17 protein-coding genes and 2 tRNA genes are annotated in these 20990 nt (G+C 65.5%); 7 read left to right on the forward strand and 12 right to left on the reverse strand.

Features of this window, described 5'->3' with window-relative positions; genetic code table 11:
* Nucleotides 1-40: 40 nt before the first annotated feature.
* Both B5J99_RS12140 and B5J99_RS12145 read right to left on the reverse strand, forming a co-directional pair.
* A complete protein-coding gene (locus B5J99_RS12140; RefSeq protein WP_117352513.1) occupies nt 41-736 on the reverse strand; it encodes an SDR family NAD(P)-dependent oxidoreductase in 696 nt (231 codons plus the stop codon).
* A complete protein-coding gene (locus B5J99_RS12145; RefSeq protein ID WP_069051678.1) occupies nt 733-1491 on the reverse strand; it encodes a YaaA family protein in 759 nt (252 codons plus the stop codon). Before B5J99_RS12145 ends, B5J99_RS12140 begins: the two co-directional genes overlap by 4 nt.
* Before the next feature lie 228 nt (nt 1492-1719).
* Between B5J99_RS12145 and B5J99_RS12150 the strand changes: the two genes are divergently transcribed.
* Complete coding sequence (locus B5J99_RS12150) at nt 1720-3054, forward strand: hypothetical protein (RefSeq protein ID WP_162892582.1); 1335 nt, start codon at nt 1720-1722, stop codon at nt 3052-3054.
* Between the two features lie 75 nt (nt 3055-3129).
* Here the strand turns inward: B5J99_RS12150 and B5J99_RS12155 are convergent, their stop codons facing one another.
* Complete coding sequence (locus B5J99_RS12155) at nt 3130-3453, reverse strand: Lrp/AsnC family transcriptional regulator (protein ID WP_117352515.1); 324 nt, start codon at nt 3451-3453, stop codon at nt 3130-3132.
* A 294-nt stretch (nt 3454-3747) separates the two neighbouring features.
* Here B5J99_RS12155 and B5J99_RS12160 point away from each other — a divergent pair, with 294 nt between their 5' ends.
* The 6 genes from B5J99_RS12160 to B5J99_RS12185 all read left to right on the forward strand — a co-directional run bounded on the left by B5J99_RS12160 (nt 3748) and on the right by B5J99_RS12185 (nt 9434).
* Nucleotides 3748-5688, forward strand: a complete 1941-nt coding sequence (locus B5J99_RS12160; RefSeq protein ID WP_117352516.1) for a sensor histidine kinase — start codon at nt 3748-3750, stop codon at nt 5686-5688.
* Between the two features lie 80 nt (nt 5689-5768).
* Nucleotides 5769-6758: a polysaccharide deacetylase family protein gene (locus B5J99_RS12165; RefSeq protein WP_054133154.1), complete on the forward strand. Its 990-nt coding sequence runs from the start codon at nt 5769-5771 to the stop codon at nt 6756-6758.
* 94 nt (nt 6759-6852) lie between these two features.
* Nucleotides 6853-6929, forward strand: a tRNA-Ile gene (locus B5J99_RS12170).
* A gap of 166 nt (nt 6930-7095) precedes the next feature.
* Entirely contained in the window at nt 7096-7587 is a 492-nt protein-coding gene (locus B5J99_RS12175; RefSeq protein ID WP_245991610.1) for a RidA family protein, read from the forward strand.
* Nucleotides 7588-7838: 251 nt separating this feature from the next.
* Nucleotides 7839-7915, forward strand: a tRNA-Pro gene (locus B5J99_RS12180).
* Nucleotides 7916-8336: 421 nt separating this feature from the next.
* Nucleotides 8337-9434: a cobalamin-independent methionine synthase II family protein gene (locus B5J99_RS12185; RefSeq protein ID WP_245991877.1), complete on the forward strand. Its 1098-nt coding sequence runs from the start codon at nt 8337-8339 to the stop codon at nt 9432-9434.
* A gap of 138 nt (nt 9435-9572) precedes the next feature.
* Here the strand turns inward: B5J99_RS12185 and B5J99_RS12190 are convergent, their stop codons facing one another.
* The 9 genes from B5J99_RS12190 to B5J99_RS12230 all read right to left on the reverse strand — a co-directional run bounded on the left by B5J99_RS12190 (nt 9573) and on the right by B5J99_RS12230 (nt 20961).
* Nucleotides 9573-12389, reverse strand: coding sequence for a CHAT domain-containing tetratricopeptide repeat protein (locus tag B5J99_RS12190; protein WP_162892583.1), 2817 nt, complete (start codon nt 12387-12389; stop codon nt 9573-9575).
* A 215-nt stretch (nt 12390-12604) separates the two neighbouring features.
* The gene (gene lexA, locus B5J99_RS12195; protein ID WP_054133150.1) at nt 12605-13327 is read right to left on the reverse strand and encodes a transcriptional repressor LexA; all 723 of its coding nucleotides are present in this window, start codon (nt 13325-13327) and stop codon (nt 12605-12607) included.
* An 89-nt stretch (nt 13328-13416) separates the two neighbouring features.
* Nucleotides 13417-14619, reverse strand: a complete 1203-nt coding sequence (locus B5J99_RS12200; protein WP_117352519.1) for a molybdopterin molybdotransferase MoeA — start codon at nt 14617-14619, stop codon at nt 13417-13419.
* Nucleotides 14619-15089, reverse strand: coding sequence for a cyclic pyranopterin monophosphate synthase MoaC (gene moaC, locus B5J99_RS12205; RefSeq protein WP_117352520.1), 471 nt, complete (start codon nt 15087-15089; stop codon nt 14619-14621). Before moaC ends, B5J99_RS12200 begins: the two co-directional genes overlap by 1 nt.
* Complete coding sequence (trpC, locus tag B5J99_RS12210) at nt 15089-15883, reverse strand: indole-3-glycerol phosphate synthase TrpC (protein ID WP_117352521.1); 795 nt, start codon at nt 15881-15883, stop codon at nt 15089-15091. Before trpC ends, moaC begins: the two co-directional genes overlap by 1 nt.
* Nucleotides 15880-16881, reverse strand: a complete 1002-nt coding sequence (gene trpD / locus B5J99_RS12215) for an anthranilate phosphoribosyltransferase (protein ID WP_069049715.1) — start codon at nt 16879-16881, stop codon at nt 15880-15882. Before trpD ends, trpC begins: the two co-directional genes overlap by 4 nt.
* Nucleotides 16878-17498, reverse strand: coding sequence for an anthranilate synthase component II (locus B5J99_RS12220; protein ID WP_117352522.1), 621 nt, complete (start codon nt 17496-17498; stop codon nt 16878-16880). The genes trpD and B5J99_RS12220 overlap by 4 nt, the downstream gene beginning before the upstream one ends.
* Complete coding sequence (locus B5J99_RS12225) at nt 17495-19018, reverse strand: anthranilate synthase component I family protein (RefSeq protein WP_069049717.1); 1524 nt, start codon at nt 19016-19018, stop codon at nt 17495-17497. Before B5J99_RS12225 ends, B5J99_RS12220 begins: the two co-directional genes overlap by 4 nt.
* Nucleotides 19018-20961, reverse strand: coding sequence for a peptidylprolyl isomerase (locus B5J99_RS12230; protein ID WP_117352523.1), 1944 nt, complete (start codon nt 20959-20961; stop codon nt 19018-19020). Before B5J99_RS12230 ends, B5J99_RS12225 begins: the two co-directional genes overlap by 1 nt.
* Between the last annotated feature and the right edge of the window lie 29 nt (nt 20962-20990).

Consider the following 20990-nt stretch of genomic DNA (forward strand, 5'->3'; position numbering starts at 1 on the left):
TTTTCAACAGGAAAATCAGCAGCTTGGGTGGCAACAGCGGCTAGGGCTGAATGGCCGTGCCATCCCAGGCGAATATCCCGCCCGAATCGGCCGCTTGAAGGCCGTCCAGCACGTCTGTCAGGCATGCGGCGCTATAGGCCGCATCGAACAGCCGGCCCTCTGCCACATTGCCCTGGAACGGCTTGCTGAGGCCGGTATCGACGGTCCCGGGGTGCAGTGCGACGCAGATCGACTGGTCGTTGCGGCGCCCCCATTCGATGGCGATGTTGCGGATGGTCATATGCAGCGCGGCCTTGGCGGCGCGATAGCCGTACCAGCCACCCAGTCGGTTGTCGGAGATGCTGCCCACCCGCGCGCCGATCGCAGCGAACAGGGCAGGGGCCTTGCGCGGCATCAGCGGCACGAAATGCTTGGCGACCAGCGCCGGGCCGATGGTGTTGACCGCGAAGTTGCGCGCCATCCAGGCAGGGTCGATGTCCTTGAGGCTCTTTTCCGGCCCCTTGCGATCAGCATGCAGCAGTCCGGTGGCGACGATCACCCGGCTGGGGATCAGGCCCTGAGCGCGGATGTGCTCGGCCGCTGCCGCTATGCTGGGTTCGTCCTCGAGGTCGATATGCGCCACGCCGTCAAAGCTGCGGGCTAGTGCAACGACATGCGCACCGCGTGCCTGTGTCTCGCGCATCAGCGCCGCGCCGATCCCGCCCGACGCTCCAATGATCACGGTACAATCGCTCATGCGCGGATGAACCGCCACACGGCCTCGTCGCTGGTTTCCGGGTCGAAGCGGTAGCCATCGGTATCGAAGCCCTTGAGCGCCTCTGCATCGTCATGGCGGTTCTCGCACAGGAACCGTGCCGCCAGCCCGCGCGCCCGCTTGGCCTCGAAGCTGATGAAGCGCGGGCCATCCGGGCCCTGCTGGCGGAAGTCGGCGGTCACCACCCTGATTCCGCGCTTTTTCAGCCCCTTGTCGGCTGCAGCGAAATACTCCTGGCTAGCCAGATTGACCACCGTGTCGCTTCCGCTGGCGGCAAGGTCATCGGCAACCGCCGCAGCAATCCGGTCGCCCCAGTACGACACCAGAGAGGGGTGACGTGGCGCCCATCTCGTACCCATTTCAAGGCGATAGGGCCGAATATTATCAAGCGGCCTCAATAAGCCGTAGAGCCCGGAAAGGATGCGCACATGGTCCTGCGCAAAGGCCAGAGCCGGTTCTTCAAGGCTGCGCGCGGCAAGGCCGGAATAGACATCGCCGTTGAAGGCAAAGGCGGCCGGGCGCTCGGGCTGATCGTAAAAACCGCGATACCGGCCATAGTTCAGATCGATCAGCGCATCGGAAACCGGCATGATCTGCTTGAGCCGCGCCTTGGTCAGCCGTGCAGCCGATCGCACCAGCCGCTCGGCCTCGGCCTCGAACCGGATCGGGCTCGGGTCGACGGCGGGGGGTGGCGAATCGAAATCCAGGGATTTTGCGGGGGAAAGCAGGATGATCATACCCACCCGCGCATAGCCCAGCAGGCGGGGCGTTGCCAAGCCGTTCGCAGCGCACCCACCGTATCGCGACGCCGTTTCGCACCGCCATCGCGCCGCTTTTTGCGGCGGAACCCCAAAGCCCGGTTGTTCGTTTCAGCCAGACTCATTAAGGACGGCTTCATTAACGCCCCGGCAAAAGGGTGATCACGCCCGGCATGTGCATAACCGGGATTTAGTTCGGAGGATAATATGCGTCGCATTTCCCGTTTCCCCATGGCTCTCGCGCTGGCTCTGGCTGCGACCACTGCTGTTTCGCTCGCTCTGCCGGTCGAAGGCGCGCTGGCCCAGAAGAAGCAGAAGAAGGGCAAGGAAGAAGCCCCCCAGATGGAGCTGAGCGCTCCCTTCCGTAAGGCGTTCGGTGAATCGCAGACCGCCTTTGGCGCCAACGACTTCGTCACCGCCGACGCCAAGCTGACCGAAGCCGCTGCTGTTGCGACCAGCGCGGACGAAAAGTACCTCGCCGGCAAGATGAAGCTGCAGATCGGCCTAAAGACCGAAAACCAGGCGATGCAGGAAAAGGGCATCGAAGAAGCGCTGGCCTCGGGCAAGTCCACCGAATCCGAAGCGCGTACCTTCAACAGCTTCCTCGGCGAGAAGGCGCTGGTCGGCAATGACTTCAGTCGTGCCCGCACCTATCTGACCGCTGCGGTCCAGGCGGGACAGAACAACCCGGTGAACCTGTTCCAGCTTGCTGAAGCGCACTTCGGCGAAGCGATCGCCAAGTCGGGCGGTCGTAGCATCGATGCCGCCAATTCGCCGCTGGCCGCGCAGGGCCTGCCCTATCTGCAGCGCGCTGTGGAAGCGCAGCTGGCAGGTGACAAGCAGTATGCGCCCAGCTGGGCCAAGCGCGGTTTTCAGATTGCGCGCGCCACCAAGAGCGACAGCACGGTCTGGGCACAGCTGCTGCTGAAGGCGGACACCGGCAACAAGGCCTGGAACGAGGTCGTTCGCGCGATGCAGAGCGACAACCGCAACTTCACCAGCGACCAGAGCCTGGACGCGATGCGTCTGCTGCGCATGGCGGGTGGGCTCTCCAGTGCCAATGACTATCGTGAGTATATCGAAGCGGCAGGCGCAGCGCGTCGTCCGACCGAAGTGCTTGCGTTGATCGAGGAAGGCAAGGCTGCGGGCGTTGTGTCCGCCAGCGATGCGTTCTTCAAGGAGCAGGCTACCTTGGCCGGCAACAGCCGCGCCGAATATGTCGCGACGCTGCCCGATTCGATTCGCGATTCGCGCGGCAAGGCAACCGCCACCGTGACGCTTGCGACCGCAGACGCGCTGCTCGCCAACAAGCAGTATGCCGAAGCCGAGGAACTGGCGGCGCTCGCGCTGACCAAGAACGTCGAAGACAAGGAACGCGCCATGATGGTTCAGGCCATCGCGCAGGTCGCACAGGGCAAATACGCTCCCGCGCGCCAGACGCTGACCAGCGTGACCGGCGTGCGCGCGCCGATCGCCAAGCTGTGGGCGGTTTACATCGACCAGAAGTCGGGTGCGGGTGCAGCGGCGGCTCCTGCCGCCTGATCAAGGCCTCTGGGTTCAAAAAAAGCGGGCCGGGAGAGCATCCCGGCCCGCTTTTTTGTGCTTGAAGCCGGCGGCTTATTCGTCGAGCGGAACGCCGGGCTGCTGTTTGGACGTACGGATGGTCAGCGAGGTCTTCACGCTGGCAACGTTGGCAGCCGGGGTCAGCTTGGAGGTCAGGAACGCCTGAAACTCCTGAAGATCGCGCGCTACGATCTTGAGAATGAAGTCGATATCGGCGTGATAGCCCCGGATGATACCAGCTTCTTCCAGCGCGCGTACACGGCGAAGGCAGGGCGGGGCGGTCAGGCCGACGCGGCTGGCCAGTTCGACATTGGTGATGCGACCTTCATCCTGCAGTCTGGTCAGCAACTGTCGATCGATTTGGTCCAGACTTGACACTTTTTATCCCCTGCCATGCCGTGCGGACCGGAGCGGGTTGGCCTGATTTGAGCCGCGACACACCGAACCACCGGGAAGAATGGTCTTTTGTGGAAATTTTCCGCAACAAGACGATGCCTCCATATAATATAATTGTTCTCTAACGCAATTGTCCCACATTGCGACGTGGAAAAAAGCCCACTTCCGCCACGGCCCCTGACTGGCTATCCCTCTTGTCTCGCGATCGGTATCGGCAGGCGCACGCGCGCCCGGTCTTGGCCTCATTCGCACGCCGTGCTGGGATTATGGGTAGTTATGCATTTCGATGATCGCCTGACCACAGTTCTCGCCGGTGACGTCCCCGGCGGAGCGGCTGCGGTGGCGCAATATCGGCAGCTGGTGGACATTCTGGGCCAGATCGGCGCAAGCGCTGCTGACGAACGCCATGCCCTGGGTCTGGCGCGTATCCACAGTCTGCGCAGCGCGGTGAGTGAATCGGATCGCCTTCTGACGGTGCAGTGCCTGTCGGGGCGGCTGGTATCGCCGGTGCTGGTCCAGTATCTGGCGGCGGAAACCCCGCAGATCGCCAGCGCTGCCATCCGTGCGGCTCGGCTGACCGACAGCCAATGGGCCGCGCTGGTTCCCGCATTGCCGACGCGCGCGCGCGGCTTTCTGCGTCACCGCCGCGATTTAGGCGCGCGCACCCGTGCCTTGCTCGATCAACTGGGGCTGTACGATACCGCGCTGCCCGATGCGGCGGCGCAGGTCGCCTTAGCTGAACCGGAGGCGCAGAGCGGCGTTGCCGAACCCATCGCTTCCGATCCGGTGCCGACCGCCGACCTGCCATCAGCCGATGTCATCTCCACCGAGCCGACAGCCGAAGCGGCCGCGCCGATCGCAGATGCGCTGCAGCCCGATGAACCTTTGCCTATCGAGGCCTTGGCCAGCGTCGCCAACGTTGCCACCGCGCCCGAAAGCGGCGGGCCGCAGAGCATCGGGGAGATCGTCAAGCGGATCGAGGCGCTGCAGGAAGTGCGCTTCAAGCAGGCGATGGAAGATCGTCCAGCCACCGCGGTGCCCGACTGGAATCGGCTGGGCCATGCGGTGCAGGGCGATGCCATCCAGGCCGATGCGATCACGGGCGATGCTATGTCCCGCGATGCGACGCAGGACGATGACCGTTCTGCCGCCAACGAGCCGCTCGCCGTTGCGCCGGAGAGTGTTACCCCCGAGGAGTTCCGTTTTTCGACCGGTGTCGACGGCGCGATTGCCAGCGCCAGCGGTGTCGCGCTGGGCGCGGTCTACGGCCTTTCGCTCGCGCTTCCGGCGATGGCCGGGTTCCGCGGAGTCGATGCTGCGGTCGCGACCGCGTTCAGCCGCCGGATGCCGGTGCGCGGCGGCCGCGCCAATCTGGGCGGTGCTGCGGGCCTGTCGGGCGAGTGGCGCATTGATGCCGACCCGGTGTTCGATCGCGCCAGCGGGCGCTTCATCGGCTATAATGGCATGGTCCGCCGCCCGATGGCGTGGGAAAGCGCAGGGCCCCAGGACGATGGCGCGATGCTCGCCGGACGCGATGGTCTGCGCCAGATCGTCCACGAACTGCGCACGCCGCTGAACGCGATCATGGGCTTTTCCGAGATCATCGAACAGCAGCTGTTCGGTCCGGTGGCTGCAGAATACAGGGACATGGCGCTGCGCATCCGCCAGGACGCACGCCAGCTGCTGAGCGGCTTTGACGATCTCGATACTGCGCTGCGGCTCGATCGCAACGCGCTGGATGATCCCGCCGGACAGGTCGCTCCGGGCGATCTGGTCGACCGGCTGATCGGGCGGGTCCAGCCGTTGCTCGACCATGCAGGCACCAGGCTGGAGATCGGCGCATTGCCCGCAGGCGCGGTAATCGCGGTGTCGCCCCAGGCGATCGACCGCATCGTGCCCCGGCTCGCCGCAGCGCTGATCGGCTGCTGCGCGCCGGATGAGGTGCTCACGCTTTCGTTCGCCCAGCATGCAGACGCGCTGGATCTGCGCTTCAGCCGCCCCCGCTCGCTCGCCGCCCTCAACCGGGATCAGCTGTTCGATGTCGACCGGGCTTCGGCAGGGCATGACGATGGCGGCCCGCTGCTGGGTCTGGGGTTTTGTCTCAGGCTGGTGCGCAATCTTCTGGCTGCACAGGGCGGCGAGCTCGCTGTGGAGGCCGATGCTCTGTGCTTGACCTTGCCTTGCACGCGGATTAGCGCAGAAGCCGCGCGTTCCTAGGTTTCCGGGGCGCGCCAGGGCGCGGGGCCAGGGGGGCACGGCCTTGGTGACTGCGACGCTGTGAAACCAGGGCTGGCTGAATGACCTTTGCAAGATTGCCGGGCAAGGACGACTTCGTCCAGTTCGCGCCAGGTTTCGGGCAGCGCTATCTTGTCACCATCGATGTCGAGGAAGAGTTCGACTGGACCCGCCCGATCCAGCGCGAAGGCTATTCTCTGGACGCGATCGAGGCGATCACCGATTTTCAGACACTGTGCGAACAATATGGCGTAACGCCTTTGTATCTGGTGGATTGGCCGATCATTTCGGACCCGCGCGGCAAGGAAATCTATGGCGCGCTGGTTCGCGAAGGGCGCGCCGAGGTCGGCATTCAGCTGCATCCCTGGGTCAATCCGCCGTTCGACGAAGAGGTGACCCAGCGCAATACTTATGCCGGCAACCTGCCGCCCGAGCTGGAACGTGCAAAATTCTACCGACTGCGCGATGCGATCGCCGAGGTAACCGGCAAGCAGCCGATCGCCTATCGCGCCGGGCGCTATGGCATCGGCCCCGAGACGCTCAATCTGCTGCGCGAGGCAGGTGTGCGGTTCGATACCTCGGTGCGCGCCAATTTCGATTACAGCAAGGCCGAGGGCCCGGACTTTTCGCATTATCCGCTTGAGCCCTATTGGCTGGATCGGCGGCTGGACATCGTCGAGCTGCCGGTGACGTCGGTCTATTGGGGGCTGCTGCGCCGCCAGGGACCGATTTTCCCGTTCGCGCAGATGGCGGGTCTCACCAAGTCGCTGATGGCCCGCGGGCGGTTGCTCGAACGCATCTCGCTGACGCCAGAAGGCATTTCGGTCACCGAGGTGATCCGCGGGATCGACATCGCGCTCGACGATGGTCTGCCGATCCTCAATTTCTCGTTCCACTCGCCCTCGCTGCGCGCAGGCCACACGCCCTATGTTCGCGAGCCTGCGGATGTGGAGGCGTTTTTCGACTGGTGGCATCAGGTGCTGTCGTATCTGGCATCGCGCGACGTCAAGCCGACCTGCATTGGCGATATCGATGCTGCCATACTGCGCTGAAGCCGCCGCCTGCCGGCCTTTTGGAAGACTGCGCTTTTCCCGCTTGCATTGCCGCCCTGGGCTGGGCTAACCGCGCCAGAGGCACAGCCGGGACGGGCCTGTAGCTCAGTTGGTTAGAGCTGGCCGCTCATAACGGCTAGGTCGGGGGTTCGAGTCCCTCCGGGCCCACCATTTTCCACCTTATCCTCATCATCGCCGTTGCGCGCCGAATGGGCCGCGAGCGATTGCAGGCGAGCCCGGGCTGGCGGGGCACCGTCTTCGTCTGCTATTGCGCTGGTGATTGCTGCTGCGCGCCGCGTTGCGTTGCGCCCTCGGTTCAGGAAGAAAGGATCGCCGCTTGATTCGTCATCTGCCGCTTTTGACGCTCCTGTTGCTGGCATGTGCCGGCGCCGCGCAAGCCCAGCCGATCATCCGCCATCCCAATCCGCCACCTGCGATCATTCTGAACGGGGTGACGATCCCGCCGGGTGCGGAGATCCTGATGCTCAGCGGCCAGCTCGCCGATCCGATCGACCCTGCGCGCACCGACAGCATCGAAGCCTATGGTGATACCCGCACCCAGACGATCAGCACCTTTTGCAAGATCGAAAAGGCGCTGGCGGACCGAGGCTATGCGATGTCCGACGTGGTCAAGCTCACCGTGTTCGTGGTCGGCGATCCCGCGCTCGGCGGCAAGATGGACTTTGCCGGTTTCAACGCAGGGTACCGCGCATTCTTCGGCACCAGCCAGAACCCAAATCTGGTCGCGCGATCGACCGTGCAGGTGGCAGGACTCGCCGGTCCGCATTATCTGATCGAGATCGAAGCGATCGCTGCCAAGGCCAGATAGTCGGCAGCCGTCACGGCTTTGCAATAGCCATCCCGGACCACACGCGGCGCCCGCATCGCAATCTCCCGGTGGAGGCGTTTCATGGCTTGCAATCCCGTCGCAACGGGCTAGACACCCTGATCGGCAGGCCGGTTAGCACTGGCCTTGCAATGTCGAAGGTGACCCTGGGGCAAGCCCACTCACCGGCACATTGCGAAAATCCGTCCCAGATGCCCGCCCTCGCGGACACCATGGCCGGGTCGATCCAGGATCGGGGAGTGGCGCAGCCTGGTAGCGCGTCTGCTTTGGGAGCAGAGGGTCGCAGGTTCGAATCCTGTCTCCCCGACCATTTTATCTCTAAAACCCAGGGAAATCAGCCTGTAAGTATGGGCTGATGGGTTTTTCGATCACGCGACCACTACACATCCCACCAGCACAGACGCCCGATACAAGGCGATATCTCATGTGCAAGATCCTCCATACCATCCGTGTCCAGGGCCGATACATTTTTCGGCGCCGCGTCGATTTCCGAGATATTATCTCCTAGCCCGATCAGGGCCACCCTTCGCACTGCCGATCCCAAGGCAGCGCAGATGCCGCGTTTCGGCCCGGCAACGGCCTCTCTCACATATCAACAGGACTGATCGTATTGGATCGCTGCTATCACTTTGTGTGGTCCCTCCAAATGGGCGAAGGAGCGAGCTCAGAGGCCGTGAAAAGTTATCAGGAGGGCTAAATTGACCTATATCGCCACAACCCATGTCGGATCGATGCCGCGTGGACCCGAGCTGACCGCTTTGCTGCTCGCGCGCGATGCAGGCGAACCCTATGATGTTGCCGCGTTCGACACTGCGGTGTCCGATGCGGTAAATCGCTCGGTCGCCTGCCAGCGCGAATGTGGAGTCGACATCGTCAGCGACGGCGAAATGGGCAAGGTCGGCTATTCGACCTACATGATAGAGCGGCTGTCGGGCTTTGGCGGGCACGTCGATCGCAAGCCGGCCGCAGATCTGGCCGAAGTGCCCGATCTGGCGCGCAGGCTCTCCGCGATCATGGGCAGTCAGGAATTCGTTCGTGCCTCGTGCATCGGTCCGGTGAGGCTGGTATCGCTCGAGCCGCTGCACGACGATATCCGCCGCTTTCGTGCCGCGATGGATGCACATGCGCCAGGCGTGCGTGGTTTCATGAACGCGGCTTCCCCCGGGCTGATCACCGCCTTCCAGGTCAACCGCCACTATCCCAGCCACGAGGCGTATCTGGCCGATCTCGCCGATGCCATGCGCGAGGAATATGAGACGATCGTGGGCGCCGGGTTTGACCTGCAGCTCGACTGCCCCGATCTGGCGATGTCGCGCCATACCGGCTATCAGGACCTGTCCGAGGACGAGTTCCTCAAGGTCGCTGCCGCCAATGTCGAGGCGCTGAACGCTGCCACCGCCAACATCCCGCCCGAGCGGATGCGCATGCACATCTGCTGGGGCAATTACGAAGGTCCGCACGATCACGATATCCCGCTCGAGCGCGTGGTCGACATCGTGCTCGCCGCGCGCCCGGCCACCATCCTGTTCGAAGGGGCCAACCCCCGGCACGAACATGAATGGACGGTGTGGCGCGATGCGAAAATCCCCAGCGACAAGCGGCTGGCCCCCGGGGTCATCGACACCTGCTCGAATTATGTCGAGCACCCCGAACTGATTGCGCAGCGGCTGGCGCGTTTCGCCGGCATTGTCGGCGCAGACCGTATCATCGGCAGCACCGATTGCGGGTTCGGCACCTTTGCAGGCTATGGGAAGATCGACCCGCTGGTGACCGCCAAGAAACTCAAGGCTTTGCGCGAAGGCGCTGATCTTGCAGGCGCGAGGCTCTAAGTTCGGTCGAGCACCACACCACCGAATGGGAATGCGCGCGCCTGATCGCGCTTTGAGTCAATCTTGGCGACCAACAGCGTTGGGCGGTGATTGAATTGCGTGATCTTGCTGATGCTTACCGAAAGCCCGCTCTGTCCTTCAATTGGCTTCGAACAGCTCGAACACCGCCCACAGCGCGGGCTTGTCAATTGCCGGTTCGCCGTCCGATCCCTTGCGGACTTGGCCGATCGCGCGGCGCAGTGCCTCGGCCGGCGCCAGGCGGTTGTTCATGCCGCGCACGGTGCTGACCGACAGCCGCCGGGCGACATCATCGCGCACCGGCCAATGGCTTGCCAGCACGCGCTCGGCCCCGGCGAGGAAGAAGCCCTGGACCAGCCCTGCCAGCTGCGGGCGATCGGTCGAGCTGGTTGCTGCGGTGTTGCACGCCGACAGGATCACCAGCCCGGCAGGCAGGTTCATCGCACCGATCTCGCTGGGCTTGAGCAAGCCGTCGTCGTTGCCTGCGGGCGACAGCAGCAGCGCGGGTTCGCTCAACCCGTCGAGCTCGCCAGAAAGCAGGCCATGGGTGGCAAAGGCCAGCACCGCGCCGGGCGGGACAGTGGCGCGGCGTAATGCCTCTTCGGTGGCGTCATCGCCGACCAGAAGCTGCGCAGACCCGGTGCCGATCGCCTGGCCAAGCGCGGCCAGTTCGCGGCGTGAATCGGGCAGGTCGGGCAGATCGGCAATCGTCCTTGCGGTGCTCGCCGAGCGCATCGCCATCAAGGTTCGCGCGGGCGCGCCTTTTACGCCGCCAAAGGCGATGAGTGTGTTGCCGGTGGGCGCGAAGGCCGCCGTCCGGCCGCGTGGCACGCCCACCCGCCGCACTATGGTCGATTTCTCCATGAGCAACCCACGGCCGGCGCGATCGGCCGACAGCAAGCCGAAGGGCAGGGACCCCAGCGAGCCGTTGGCGGTCACGTAAAGCTGACGCGCCGAGCGCACCAGCGCTGCGGTTTCGCCCGGGAAAAGCGCTGCAAACAGCTGCGACGATGCGGCCCGGTCGAGCACGCCATCGCCCGTCGGATCAGCCACGGCGCGCAGCTGCGCGACGAGCGCGTCCACCGGAGCATCGGCGCCGACAAGGGTCTGCAGCACGCGTCCGGCATCCAGCGCGGTCACCAGCCAGCTGTCGCCGATATCGGTTATCATGATGCTGACGTCGCCCCGCTCGCCGGTCGCCTGAATGTCCTCCAAGCTGGCGGGGGCAAACATCAGGCTGTTGCGCTGCTCGGGGGTCAGTCCGGCATCGAGTGCAGCGATCTCGCTGCGGTTTCCGGCCAGATCGTTCGAAACGCCCGCCAGATCGAACTTCGGATCTGGGCGCCCGCCATTGGCATCGATCCGCGCCTCCAGCCCCTGGCGCGCCGCCACCAGTTCGCGGCGCCGCACCAGCAGGCTGGCAAGCTGGGGGTCTGCCTTGGCGGAAAGCTCGCTCGCCGCGATCGCCAGCATGTCGTCGAGCGCGGTGCGCGCCGCCCATTGCTGAGCGCGGAAGGCATCGTCTGCCGCACCGCGCCGCGCGAACACCTCTGCCAGCCAGCCATAAGCGGGCCGCTGGCGCTCTGCCTGGGCGGACCCGCGGGCAAGCTGCGCGTTCAAGGTCAGCGCCTCGAAAACCTGGCGCGCCTCGGCGACGAGCTCGGTTGCCGGGCGCAAGTCGCCGCGGTCCTCCACGCGCAGCAGAAATGCCCGAGACAGCAGCAGATCGGGATGGTCGGGGGAGAGCGCCTTGCTGCGCAAGTCCACGGCCTGCGCGGCTGCATCGCGCGCGGTTGCCCAATTCTCGATCGAGAAGGCGGCCTTGGCGAGATTGTCGCGCGTATTGGCGCGGTCCCTGTGGCCATCGGGCAGCCGCGCATCGCGCACCGCCAGCAGCTCCCTGGCCAGCGCTTCGGCCTGCGCACCCTGGCCGAGCGCGATCAGCGCGACCAGCCGCGTATCGCGGGCCACCAGCGACCGGTCGCTCTGCGCGCCCAATTGGGCATCGATGATCGGCGTGGCATAATCGAGAAAGGCGAGGGCATCCTTGTGCTGCCCGGCCCGCACCAGCGCCTGGGCGAACTGCGTCCGCATCGTCGCACTGTTCTGGTTGGGGCCGCCATTGGCCTTTTCGATCAGTTCATAGGCCTGCCGGATCGGCGCCATGGCATCGTGCGGACGGTTGATCCGCATGAGTATCGCGCCGAGATTGGCGTAGAGGTTGGCCATCGCCGGGTGATCGGTGCCGAGGGCGCCGCCTGCTTGCGCGATACCTTCCTGCGCGGTGACGATGGCGTCTTCGGTGCGCCCGGCGGAATAGAAATAGACGACCCGGTTGGCGCTCCAGATGGCGACGTCCTGAGGGACGGGATCCAGCGCGAGGCCAATGCGGATCGCCTCGGCATTGCGCGCGAGCGCGTCATCGAGACGGCCATGTTCGAGATACGACGCTGCCAGGTTCGACAGCGTTACGGCATGGTCGCGAATGCCCTGGCTTGACGGATCGCTGGCATATTCGGCGGCGAGCTGTTCGTTGATCGCCAGCGCACCGGCATGATCGCCCTTGAAGTTGAGGATATAGGCGCGCAGGCTGAGCGCATTGCGCCAGTCCGCCTTGTATCCCTGCGCGCCCGCAAGCACGGGGATGATCCTGTCGACCTCGGCTTTGGCCGGATCCATCTCGCCCGAAGCAGCCAGCGCCTGGGCGACGTACAGCGCGCGTGCGGCGATCTCGGGATGGCCGGCAGGATAGAGCCGCCGTGCCTCGGCGAGGGTCTGGTCGGCGATCTTGCGATAACCCTCGACATCGCTATTGGCATCGGCGGCCTCGAACTGCGTGATCAGGGCGTCCAGCCTGGTGCGATCGGGTGCGGCATGGGCTGGTGCCCCCAGAAACAGACCGATACCGCTCGCCAGTGCCACTGCAGCTTTGATCATAGGGGCCCCCCGGTTCTCGATCGCAGACCTGGGCAGCTTGGACAGCAGTATTCCAAATGAAAAGCGATTTCTTGCGCCTGGGACTGTAGAGAAAACGGGACAGCCCGGTGCTGGCCCTGTCAACCTCCAAGGTGGCGCGGGTGCCGTGCAGTGCTCGTCAGCGAGGCCGGCATCCGGCCGATCCGTGCCATGCGGCATCGGATCGGCAAGGCTGGTCAGTGATAGCGGCGCAGCAGGCCTGCAAGCTTGCCCTGCACCTGCACTTCGTGCGGCGCATAATATTGCGGATCATAGGAAGCATTGGCCGGATCGAGCCGGATGCGGCCGTTTTCGCGGCGCAGATATTTGAGCGTTGCTTCCTCGCCGCGGACCAGCGCCACCACGATCTCGCCATCGCGCGCCGATTCCGTGCGCAGGATCAGCGCGAAATCGCCATCGAGAATCCCTGCCTCGATCATCGAATCGCCCGACACCTCGAGCGCATAATGCTCGCCGCTGCCCAGCAGTGCGGCGGGCACGGGAAGGATTTCGGTGCCCTCGAACGCTTCGATCGGTGCGCCTGCAGCGATCCGGCCATGCAGCGGGATTTCCAGCACATTGTTGTTGGCAGCGACCGGCGGCTGCGCCTTGCGGACTGCGTCCATACTGACGATGTTGCTCTTGGCCGCATCGGTCTTGGCAGCGGCGGCCGCGGCCAGCTCCTTGGCGCGCGGCTTGACGCTCGCTTCGGGCAGCTTGAGGATTTCGAGCGCGCGCGCACGGTTCGGCAGGCGGCGGATGAAACCGCGTTCCTCCAGCGCACTGACCAGCCGGTGGACACCCGACTTCGACTTGAGATCCAGCGCTTCCTTCATCTCCTCGAACGAGGGGGAAATGCCGTCTTCCTCCAGCCGTACCTGGATGAAGCGGATCAGATCGTGTTGTTTGCGGGTCAGCATGCTGAATGTTCCTTTCTGCGCCGGTGGGTCGGCGGTCGAACGAATACGGAACAATTACGAAACAAAGCCGGTCAGGTCAAGACCTTGTGTTACGCCCCGGAGCGAAGCGCAATATAGTCGAGAAGGTCGCCGGGCGCGGCTTCAGGCTGGTGCGCGGCGCGAACGACCAGCGCATCGGCGGCATGCAAGGAGGACAGCGCGCCGCTGTCCTGGCTCGATACCGGGAACAGCCGCCCGCCATCGATCTGCGCGCGCATGAAGTCCTGGCGGGTGCCGTTTGCGGGGAAGGTGGTGCCGGCCCTGGCTTGCGAGATATCAGGCAGAACGTACTGATATCCGGCGAAGGTCCTGACCAGCGGAAGCAGCAGCAGCAGCGCGGTGACATAGCACGACACCGGATTGCCCGGCAGGCCCAGCACGATGGCATCGCCCATCCTCCCGACCATCACCGGCTTGCCCGGGCGCATCGCGATCCGCCAGAAATCGAGCGTTCCGCCGCTCTGGAGCAGTGCGGGCTGGATGAGGTCGTGGTCGCCTACCGAGGCGCCGCCGGTGGTGACGATGATATCGGCGTCGCGGTGGTCGGCGAGCGCCGCTGCGATGATATCGAGCCGGTCGGGCAGCAGCGGCGGCATGGTGATGTCCACCGGAAGCCCCTGCAGCATGGCCGAGAGCATGATGCCGTTGCTGGCCGGGATGTGCGCGGGGCTGGGCAGCGGAGTGCCGGGCGCGACCAGCTCGTCGCCGGTGCTCAGGATCGTCACGCGCACGGGCGCGTGAACGCTGAGCGTGCCGTGCCCTGCCATCGCCGCCAGCGCGATCAGCCGAGCGTCGACCCGCGTGCCCGCCGCAGCGAGCAGCGCACCTTCGGCAAAATCATGCCCCGCGCGGCGAATGTGTGCACCGGGTCGCGCGGGTCCGTCGCCGGTCAGGGTCAGCGTGGCGCCATCGATGCCAGTGTCTTCCTGCACCACCACCGCATCGGCATCGGCAGGGACGATCGCGCCGGTGGAGATGCGTATCGCTTCGCCTGCGCCCATCGCGCCATCGAAAGGCCGCCCGGCGGCGCTTTCGCCGATGACCGTCCATGGGCCGGGCAGGTCGACGGCGCGCACGGCATAGCCATCCATCGCGGACAGGTCGGCTGCCGGCTGGCTGCGCCAGGCAACCAGTGGTTCGGCGAGGATATGGCCGTTCGCCTCGAGCAATCCGACCGAGTTGGCAGGCTTTGTGGTGGCGAGCGCGAGCAGCCGCTTCTGTGCCTCGGCCAGCGCGATCAGGCCGCCCGCCATCAGGGCGCGATCCAGTCGCCCGATTTGCCGCCGCTCTTGGCGAGCAGACGGACGGGGCCGATAACCATGCCCTTGTCCAGCGCCTTGGCCATGTCGTAGATGGTGAGCAGCGCGATGCTGGCGGCAGTCAACGCCTCCATCTCCACCCCGGTCTTGCCCGAAGTGCGCACGCGGGTTTCCACGCGGACGCCGGCGCCCGTATATTCGAACTCTACCGACACGCTGCTGATCGGCAGCGGGTGGCACAGCGGAATCAGGCTGCTGGTCTGCTTGGCCGCCATGATGCCAGCGATGCGCGCGGTGCCCAGCACGTCGCCCTTCTTGATGTCGCCCGCGCGGATCGCGGCGATCACCTCGGGCGCCATGCTGATGATGCCTTCGGCCACCGCCTCGCGCACGGTGTCGGCCTTGGCGGAGACGTCCACCATGTGCGCCGCTCCGCTGGCGTCGAGATGGGTGAGGTCGGCCATCAGTCCGCCGATCCGGTGAGCAGCAGCCGCGTTGCGTGGGTGATATCGTCCTGCCGCATCAGCGATTCCCCGACCAGAAAGCTGCGCACGCCATGTTGGCTCAGCCGCACGCAATCCTCGTGCGTGTAGATGCCGCTTTCCGATACGGGGATGTAACCTTCGGGGATCAGCTTCACCAGCCGCTCGGTGTTGGCGATATCGGTCTCGAAGCTGCGCAGGTCGCGGTTGTTGACCCCGATGAGCGGCGAGCGTAGCCTGAGGGCGCGTTCCAGCTCGTTCTCGTCGTGCACCTCGACCAGCACGTCCATGCCAAGGTCGAGCGCGGCGGTCTCGATATCCGCCATCGTCGCGTCGTCCAATGCGGCAACGATGATCAGCACCGCATCAGCGCCCAGCGCGCGGCTTTCGGCGACCTGCCAGACATCGACCATGAAGTCCTTGCGCAGGCAGGGCAGGTCGCAGGCGGCACGCGCGGCGAGCAGGAAATCGTCATGCCCTTCGAAATACGGCACATCGGTGAGCACCGACAGGCAGGCAGCGCCGCCCGCCTGATAGGCCGCGGCATGCGCTGCCGGGTCGAAATCGGCGCGGATCAGGCCCTTGGATGGGCTGGCACGCTTGATCTCGGCGATCAGGCCGAAACCGTCTTGCGACATTTCCACCAGCGCCCTGGCAAAGCCACGCGGCGCTGTCGCGTCGGCCGCGCGGCGCTCCATCTCGGCCAGCGAGGCAAGGCCCTTGCGGCGTTCGACCTCGATTCCCTTGACCGAGCAGATTTCTTCCAGCTTGTTCATGCCGCGGCTTTCGTAAAATCAATCCAGCAGTCGAGCAGGGCGTTGGCCAGCCCCTTGTCGATCGCTTCAGCCGCCTCTTCGGCGCCGTCGGCCAGCGTGTCGACCTCGCCCGCGATCAGCAGCGCGGCGGCTGCGTTGAACAGCACCGCATCGCGGTAGGCTCCGCTTTCGCCCTGCAGCAGGCGGCGCAGCGCCGCAGCGTTGAACGCCGCATCGCCGCCGCGGATTGCTTCGATCGGGTGCACCGGCAGTTCGGCGTCGCTCGCCTGCCAGCGCTTCATGATCACGCCGTCCGCGCCGATATCGGCGACCTCGTTGCCGCCAGCCAGCGACAGCTCGTCGAGCCCTTCGTCGCCCGATACGATCAGCGAATGTTCGGTGCCCAGCATCTCGAGCGCTTCGGCATAGACGTGCACATAACCGGGGCGCGCGATGCCGATCAGCTGGCGCCTGACCCGCGCCGGGTTGGCGAGCGGTCCCATCAGGTTGAAGATCGTGCGCTTGCCGATCTTCTGTCGGATCGGCTGGATGCGCCGCATTGCGGGGTGGTGGTTGACCGCGAACAGGAAGCAGATGCCGATCTCGGCCAACGATTGCTCAGCCGTTGCTCCTGCGGCTGTCATGTCCATCCCCAAAGCCTCGAGCGTATCGGCGGCGCCCGCCTTGGACGAGGCGGCGCGATTGCCGTGCTTGGCGACGGGCACGTCGCAGGCGGCGACGACCAGCGAGACGGCGGTCGAGACGTTGAGGCTGTGGTGGCCATCGCCGCCGGTGCCGCACACGTCGACCGCACCTGCAGGCGCGGCGATGGGGATCATCCGGTCGCGCAGTGCCTGCGCGGCGGCGGCGATCTCGATCGCGGTCTCGCCGCGCTCGGACAATGCGATCAGAAACTGCGCGATCGCCTCGTCATCGACCGTCCCGTCGAGGATCGCGGTGAAGGCCTCGGCAGCGGCGTCGCGGCTCAGCGGATGGATGGTGTCGGGCAGGCGGGTCATGCGAGCAGCTCCGCGCGCATCGGGCGGACATCCAGCCCGGCGATCGTCATGAAATTGGCGAGCATCCGGTGGCCGAACTGCGTCGCGATGCTCTCCGGGTGGAACTGGACGCCATGGATCGGAAGGGTCGCGTGGGCAAAGCCCATGACATGCGGTGTCGAGCCATCGGTCACCGCGACCCGCGCATTGACGTGCAGCTCGGGTGGCAGGCTGGCTTCGGGCACCACCAAGGAGTGATAGCGCGTCGCCTGGAAGGGCGAGGGCAGGCCTTTGAACATCCCGCTGTCATCGTGCACCACCGGCGAGGTCTTGCCGTGCATCAGCCCGCCGCGGATCACCTCACCGCCGAAATGCTGGCCGATCGCCTGGTGGCCCAGGCACACACCGAGCAGCGGCTTTCCGGCATCTGCACACGCCGCGACCAGATCGAGCGAGATCCCCGCCTCGTTGGGGGTGCAGGGGCCGGGCGAGATCAGGAACGCCTGCGCGTTGGTCGCAATCGCCTCGCGCGCAGTAAGCGCATCGTTGCGCTCGACGCGCACGTCGGCACCCAGCTCCATCAGGTAATGGACCAGGTTGTAGGTGAAGCTGTCGTAGTTATCGATGACAAGGATCATTGGCCGTATCCTGCTTCGCTGGCTAGCCGCAGGGCTTCGCGCGCGGCGGCGAACAGGGCGCCGGCCTTGGCTTCGCATTCGCGCTGTTCATATTCGGGAACGCTGTCGGCGACGATGCCTGCGCCCGCCTGGACATGCATCGTGCCATCGCGGACAATCGCGGTGCGCAGGACAATGCAGCTGTCGACCGAGCCATCGGGGGCGAAATAGCCGACGCCGCCCGCATATGCGCCGCGCGTCTCGGGCTCCAATGAGGCAATGATCTCGCACGCGCGCACCTTGGGCGCGCCGCTGACCGTGCCTGCCGGGAACCCTGCGAACAGCGCATCGATGGCATCGCGGTTGTCCACGAGTTCGCCTACCACGTTGCTGACGATGTGCATCACATGGCTGTACTGCTCGACCGTGAAGCTGTCGGTGACCCGCACCGTGCCCGCTTTGGCGACCCGCCCCACATCGTTGCGCCCGAGATCGAGCAGCATCTGGTGCTCGGCGAGCTCCTTGGGGTCGGCGAGCAGGCTGGTGCGGTTCTCGATGTCTTCGGCAGGCGTCTTGCCGCGCGGGCGGGTACCGGCGATCGGACGGATGGTGACCTCGCCATCGCGCACCCGGACCAGGATTTCGGGGCTCGACCCGATCAGTGCGAGCCCGGGAAGGTCGAGGAAATAGAGGAAGGGCGAGGGGTTCACCCGGCGCAGCGCGCGGTAGAGCTCGATCGGCGGAAGCGTGAACGGCGCTGTAAAGCGCTGCGCGAGCACCACCTGGAACACATCGCCCGCCTCGATGTAATCCTTGGCCTTGAGCACCATCTCGCCATAGGCACCCGGTGCCAGCACCGGGGAGGGGACAAGCGCCTGCGGGTCAGCTGCGGGGTCGCGCGAGGGCGCAGGCAGCGCCGCCTGCAGCGCGCGCTCGGCAGCATCGAGCCGGTCTTCGGCGGCCGCGATCAGGCGTGCGGGATCGACATCGCCTTCGGCCCAGACCGGTGCGATCAGGAACAGTTCGTCCTTCAGCCGATCGAAGATCAGCAGCACCGTGGGGCGCACGAACAGCATGTCGGGCAGCGCAAGCGCGGACTGCGGCGCGCGCGGCAATGTCTCGACCAGCCCGATAGTTTCATAGCCGAAATAGCCCACCAGAAACGCCAGCGCGCGCGGCAGCTCGGGAGGCACGTCCATCCGGCATCGTCCGGCCAGCGTGCGCAGCGCCTGCAGAGATCCTTCAGCGCAGGGCGCGAACGCGGTCCGGTCGGTGGCCCAGGCGGGGTTGATCTCGGCGCTTTCGCCCGAGGCGCGGAACACCAGATCGGGGGCGATGCCGACAAAGCTGTGCCTTGCGCGCGTCTCTCCGCCCTCGACCGATTCGAGCAGGAAATCGCCGCGTTCGGGCTCGATCAGCTTGAGCGCTGCCGACACCGGGGTTTCGGTATCGGCGATGCGCCGCCGCCAGATCAGCGCCGATCGGCCAGAGGCCAGCGCCTGCGTGGCGGGTTCGACATTGTGGCTTGCCGTGCCAGCCATCAATTCTCTCGGGTGCGGCCGGTGAGCTGATCCTTGACGCGCTTGATCGCCGCCGGATTGCGCTTCACATTGGTCGTGGCCTTCATCGCGGCCATCAGCTGCTGGCCATATTCGTCGGCGACGACCTGACCCAGCTGGGTGCGGGTGGCCTGCAGCAGCTCAGGCACCTTGCTGGCATCGCCACGGTTGATCTTGCTCAGATGCACGATGAACCATCCAGTGCGGTTGGGTCCCTCGAGCACCTTGGTGGTGCCTTCAGCCATGCTGAACAGCAGGGCCACCGGCGGCGGCACGCGGCCCTGCTGCTGCATGATCGTCTGGCGGTTTGTGGCAATCTGCTCGATCCCGGGCAACGGCACCTTCGCGCCGGTCACCGCCTTTGCAAGATCGGCGCTGGTGCGCGACGACTTGGCGATGCTGTCGGCGAGTTTCTTGGCCGACGAAAGGCCCTGCGCAAGGGCCCAGTCGCGTGCGACGCGCTCGCGGATGCTGGCCAGCGGCGGCGGCGCGGCGCGCTTGATGTCCTGCACCTCGAAGATCGCGAATTCCTTGCCCTGCTGGACCTCGACAAGCTGGGGGCCGGCATCCTCTTCAAGTCCGAACGCCACCGGCAGCATCGCCTGATAGGCGCCGATCGGGGCAAAGTCCGGGCGGCTGGGCGACTGGCCGTTGGCAAGCAGCTCGGGGCTCACTTCCAGGGTAAGCTTCTCGTCCTTGGCGATGTCCGCAAGCGAGGCGCCATCGGCGATCCGGTCTTCCAGATTGGCGGTGAAATCCGCAACCGTCTGGCGCAGTTTCTCCTGCGCAATCTCGTTTTCCAGCGTGGCGCGGACCTGTGCCAGGCTGCGTCCGGCAATCGCCGAGATGCTGTCGATGCGGACCACGTGCCAGCCCAGCGCCGATTTGGCAGGCGTCGCGACCTTGCCCGATGCGGCGGCGAACACGGCATTGGCGACCGCAGGCGATGCATCGCGGGTCAGCTCTTCCTTCGATCGCAGGCCAAGGTCGACCGGCGCAAGGCCCGCATCCTTGGCAGCAGCCGCCATGCTGGCGCCACCGTTGATCTTGGCGGCAATCGCCTTGGCGGCAGCCTCGGTGGGGACGATCAGCTGTTCAAGGTCGCGCTTTTCGGTCGCGGCGAATTCTGCCGAGCGCGTCTTGTAAAGCGCGGCGATTTCCGCATCGGTGACCTTCACCTGGTCGCGGAAACGATCGGTGATGAAGGTGGCATAGCGCAGCACGCGGCGCTCTGGAATGCGGTAGCGCGCGCCATTGCGCGAGAAGAAGCTCTGCAACTGCGCTTCGCTGGGCGCCGTCTTGGGCGCGAAGGCGGCAGACGGGACAAAGGCGATGTTGCCTTCACGGCCCTCCAGGATCAGTCCGGCATAAGGCAGCGCCATCTGCGACGCCATTTTGGAGCCGAAGGTCGCGGGGATCATCAGCTGATCGCTCAGCAAGCCGCGTTCGATATCGAGGCGAACCCGTGCCTCGGTCAGCCCCTGCTGGGCCAGCGCGTTGCGGAACAGCGTCTCGTCGAAGCGGCCATCTGCGCCCTTGAATGCCTGGATTCCGGCGATTTCGCTATCCACCAGTCGCTTGCTGGCGCCCAGCCCGATGCTCTGGCCGAATGCCGATGCGGCATAGCTGCCGACCATCTGTTCCAGGATGCTGTCGATGCCGCCCTGCGCCTCGAACGCCGCCATGTCGAGCTGGGGGTTCTGCTGGCGGAACTGGTTGAAGGCGTTGCTCACGGTGGAGGAGAACTCCGCCGTGCCGATGCCGTCGCCGTCGATCTCTGCAACGCTTTCGCTGCTGACCCCGCCAAAGGTCGCCCCGCCGGTGACATCGGACGCGGCAAACGCCACCGCGATCAGCGCCAGAAAGATGAAGCTGATCGCCAGGCCGATCTTGGACTGGAAGAAGGAACGGAAGAAGCTGATCATCGAGAAGCCCGCAATGAGTGGCGCTGCCG

Source organism: Blastomonas fulva, from assembly GCF_003431825.1.
In the GTDB taxonomy this organism is placed as follows: Bacteria; Pseudomonadota; Alphaproteobacteria; order Sphingomonadales; family Sphingomonadaceae; genus Blastomonas; species Blastomonas fulva.